This window comes from Corallococcus exercitus (assembly GCF_042231735.1).
In the GTDB taxonomy this organism is placed as follows: Bacteria; Myxococcota; Myxococcia; order Myxococcales; family Myxococcaceae; genus Corallococcus; species Corallococcus exercitus_B.
Genome location: NZ_CP102577.1, coordinates 596,461 through 600,688, shown reverse-complemented (window position 1 = coordinate 600,688; position 4,228 = coordinate 596,461). Strand labels below are relative to the sequence as shown.

Sequence of the window (4,228 nt, the reverse complement as noted above, 5' to 3'; positions counted from 1 at the left end):
CCCCGGGCCCTCGGGGCGCCGCTACCAGGCGGCGTCCACGCTCCGGTAGTAGTCGCGGAAGTACGGCACCATGCGCTCGCGGTCGTTGTCGACGACGTAGACGAACTCCGGCGGCAGCACGTAGTCGGTGCCAATCTCCTCGTAGACGGTGGTGATGGTCCGCTTGAACATGCGGGCGAACGTCTCGTGCCAGCCGACCTTGGGGATGCGGATGCCGTGCTCCCAGCCGGCCGCGGCGTAGTGCCGCGCCGTCTCCTCCATGGCCTCCTCGCGCGTGAAGCGGTTGATGGGCTTGCGCTCGGGGGGGAAGACGTTCTCCATCAGGCCGCCCTGTCCCAGGATGAGGCCGGCCATGTGCTGCGCCACGAGCGGAGAGAGGAACAGCCCGTCGCGGTAGGTGCCGGAGGCGATCCACAGGCCCTGTACCGACGTCCCGCCGATGAGCGGCAGCGTGTCGATGGCGATGGGGCGGTTGCCCACCGCCGTGGAGATGAGCTTCGCGCCCTGATAGCCCTGGTGGATCTGCTCCATCATGCAGTCCATCAGGAAGAACACGTCGGACACGGTGGGCCGGTCCGCCGGCGCGAGCATCGTGTTGTTGGTGGCGCCCACGTAGACGCGGTTCGCGCCGCGAGGCACGACGTGCAGGCCGCAGGCGAAGGCGCGGTTGGGCGTGCGGATGACGCTGGGGTTGAGGGGGAAGTCCGTGGTCTCCAGCACCAGCGACGTGCCCATGCCGGGCAGCAGGCGGGGCACGCGCCGGGCCAGGTCCGGCAGCGAGTCCAGCACCTTCTGGCTCTGCACGCCCGAGGCGAGCAGCACGTGCTTCGCGGACAGCTTCTGGCCATCCGCCAGCTGCACGCCCACGGCGCGGCCACCCTCCACCACCAGCCCGCTGACGGTGTCCTCCAGGAAGGAGACGCGCGACGAGCGCACCGCGGCGCCGGCCAGGCCCGCCAGCAGACGGCTGGAGTCCAGCGAGCCCTCATCCGGCATGAAGAGCGCGGCGGTGGGGCGGCTGTCGCCGGCGGGGTGCATGCCGGCGATGTGGAGCGGGTTCACGTCCTCGAAGCGCTCCTGGTACTCCTGGAGCGTGCGGCGCATGACCGTGAAGTTCTCATCCTCGATGAGCCCGGAGCGGTTGTTGGCCACCACGAAGGTGCCGGGCGTGATGGCCAGCCGGTCCGACTCCGGGAGCTGCGCGTTGAGGGCGGCGAGCCACGTGGGCCACAGCTTCCGGGCCTGGAGGCCCAGCCCCAGCTTGATGGGGCCGTACTTCCCGGCCACGGACGCCCGGGTGATTTCACCGAAACATCCCATCATCGCGCCGGCCGCCGGAGAGGCGCCGTAGGTCCGGGCCACGGGGCCGATGACCGCGACGCGGACCTCCGGGTCCCGAGCAATCAGGGCATTGGCGGTGGAAAGGCCCAGGACCCCATTGCCGATGATGAGAACGTCGAAGCTGCCAGCCATGACGGAATGCTCCTGCTCGAGGTGTGCGACAGCCTGGGCCGCGCCCCGAGAAAGTATCACGCCGTCTTCCGCGTTACCCGGGCTCGCGGTCTTTCCCTGGACCCCGAGGTGTCATTCCTGACTGGGATTGGATGTGTCACCAGCCGCCGTAGGGCACGGTGATGGCTTCCATGTAGTGGCCATTCGGGTCCTGGAAGTAGACCCCGCGGCCTCCGTCATGGGTGTTGATCTGGTTCTCATGCTGGCCGCGCGGGTCGGCCCAGTGCTGGATCTTCCGGTCGCGGATCTTCGCGATCAGCGAATCGAAGACCTCCTCCGTCACCAGGAACGCGTAGTGCTGACCGTGGATGGCGTCCTGCGTGGTGATGAAGTCGAGCGACGCCCCGTCCGTCAGCTTCACCACCTGGAAGTGCCCGAAGGGCGTGGGCTCCGGCAGCCCGAGCAACTCCGCGAGGAAATGCGCGGACGCCACCTTGTCCTTCGCGTGGATGATGGTGTGGTTGAATTTGACAGACATGAGGGCCCCCAGTGGATGAGCCCCCTATAGTCCGCGCCCGCGCTGGAGTGCCAGAGGCCACAGCCTCGCCAGTTCAGCGCGCAGCATCGTCGCGCTGGCTTGACGCTCCTCCGGCCGCTTGCGCATCAGCTTGAGGACGACCTGCTCGAAAGCCTCCGGCAGCTCCGGACGCAGCTTCCTCGGAGGCACCGGCGTCTCCTGCACGTGCATCAGCATCAGCGGCACGGGCTGCGCGTGACGGAACGGCAGCTGCCCGGTGAGCAGCTCGTACGCCACCACGCCCAGCGCATACAGGTCCGTGGCCGGAGACACCTCCGCCCCTGTCACCTGCTCCGGCGCCATGTACTCCGGCGTCCCCAAGGTCGCGCCCTGGGCCGTGTTGCCCATCACGTGCGCGCTCTTGGCGAGCCCGAAGTCCATCAGCTTCAGCACGCCCATGCGCGTGATGAACAGGTTCCCCGGCTTCACGTCCCGGTGCAGGACGCCGTGCGCGTGCGCGTGCTCCAGCGCCACCGTGGCGTGCGTCAGCCACCGCAAGGCATTGGCCAGCGTGGGGCGGCCCTCCAGCATCACCTGCCGCAGGTCCCTGCCCTCCAATAGCTCCACCGTCAGGTAGTGCCTGTCCCCATCCGAGCCCACGTCGAAGACATGCAGGATGTTCACGTGCTCCAGGGCGCGGGCGTGCTCCACCTCCTGGCGGAAGCGCGTCACCATCGCCGCGTCCGCGTGCGGCACGGCCAGCACCTTGAGCGCCACGCGCTGGTGGGTCTTCAAGTCCAGCGCCTGGTACACCGCCGACGTGCCACCCACGCCCAGCCACTTCTCCACCCGGTAGCGCCCCGCCACCACCTGCCCGGGGACGAGCCCCTGGCTCACGGGCGCGAGGGGCCGCGGCGTCACGGCCCCCTGAATCAACGTGCCGCCGGGAGACACGGGCGTCCGCACCTGCGGCAGCGTCGGCTCCGAGCCGTCCTCGGCCACGGCGTTGCCCGGGCGCGCGTTCAGCGCCTCCGGACCCAGGTAGGTCAAGCCACCGCTGTCACGGTCCTTGGAATGCACCCGCCCCCCTCTCACGACTCCAGCAGGGAGACCGGGGCCGGCGCACCCGCGCCTTCGATGTCCAGGTGCGGCGTGGGCAGGTTGTATTCAGCGGCGGCGATGGTGGCCTCCACCATGATGGGGCCGGAGATTTCGGAGGGCTCCCCCTGGCAGAGCACCTCCACCACGTGCTCCAGCGTCCACTTGCCCATGCGGCTCACCTCCAGCCGCGGGCCGTTGAACTTCGCCGTGTCCGACAGCGCGTCGCTCGCGGAGAGCTTGGCCTCCACGGAGTCGCCCAGGTAGCCGCGCGCCAGGTTCAGGACCCGGTCGATGACCGAGTTCCACGCCTGGAGGTGCGTGCGGTCCTGCGCCTCGTCGATGATGTCCAGGCCCACCTGCAGCCGCTCCATGCGCTCCAGGAACTGGTGCACCAGCTTGCCCCGGATGATGCGGCCGTGCTGCGGGGCGATCATCTCCACCGCGGGCGTGAGCTTGCGGATGGCCGCCACCGCGCGCACCAGCGCCGAGTTCACCGGCATGTAGATTTGATGGAACGCCCGGATGCCCGTCCAGTCGGACTCGTCCGCCCACAGCCCCTGCGCCTTGCTGTCCGTGAGGCCGCCGAAGAGGTCCCCCGTGAAGAGCACCCGCGTCTGCGGGTCATAGAGCATCACCGCGCCCCGGAAGTGGCAGAAGGGCGACGGCACCGGCAGCAGCTTGTGCCCCGTGGGCACGCTCAGCCCGGCCGTGAACTTCTCCGTCGGGATGAAGCGGTTGCGCGGCAGGTTGAAGTGGACGATGAGCCGCCAGGTGTCCTCGGAGCACAGGATGCTCGCGCGCGGCGAGTAGCGCGCGGAGATGATGTTCGCGGACGACCCCACGTCCGGGTCCTGGTGGTTGATGAAGAGCGCCGACAGCCGGTCCATCCCGCCAATCAGCGACACCACCTTCGTGTGGATGGTGGAGAAGTCGCTGCTCGACCCGGGGTCGATGAGGAGGTTGAACTCGGAGGGTTTCTTCGTCCGCGCGTCCGTGCCCCGGAAACGGCGCAGGTACGGGTTGGCGAAGAAGATGCCGCCGGGCTCGCGCTTCCCGACCCAGAAGGTCTCGGGGGCAATCTCCACGGCGGTTCGGTTGAGGTCTATGTGTTGGGGGCTGGGGGCGCTGGGCTGGCTCATGGCGTGTTTCCTTCACGCA

The 4,228-nt window shown here is 68.9% G+C and carries 4 protein-coding genes; all 4 read right to left on the bottom strand.

Annotation, left to right across the window (positions count from 1 at the left end; all coding sequences use genetic code 11):
* Nucleotides 1–21: 21 nt before the first annotated feature.
* The 4 genes from NR792_RS02520 to NR792_RS02505 all read right to left on the bottom strand — a co-directional run bounded on the left by NR792_RS02520 (nt 22) and on the right by NR792_RS02505 (nt 4,209).
* Nucleotides 22–1,473 carry an NAD(P)/FAD-dependent oxidoreductase gene (locus NR792_RS02520; protein WP_375758465.1) on the bottom strand — a complete coding sequence of 484 codons (1,452 nt, stop codon included), beginning with the start codon at nt 1,471–1,473 and terminating at the stop codon, nt 22–24.
* A gap of 136 nt (nt 1,474–1,609) precedes the next feature.
* A complete protein-coding gene (locus NR792_RS02515) occupies nt 1,610–1,990 on the bottom strand; it encodes a VOC family protein (protein ID WP_375758464.1) in 381 nt (126 codons plus the stop codon).
* Between the two features lie 24 nt (nt 1,991–2,014).
* Nucleotides 2,015–2,971: a serine/threonine-protein kinase gene (locus NR792_RS02510; protein ID WP_375761562.1), complete on the bottom strand. Its 957-nt coding sequence runs from the start codon at nt 2,969–2,971 to the stop codon at nt 2,015–2,017.
* 89 nt (nt 2,972–3,060) lie between these two features.
* Complete coding sequence (locus NR792_RS02505) at nt 3,061–4,209, bottom strand: hypothetical protein (RefSeq protein ID WP_375758463.1); 1,149 nt, start codon at nt 4,207–4,209, stop codon at nt 3,061–3,063.
* Nucleotides 4,210–4,228 lie beyond the last annotated feature (19 nt).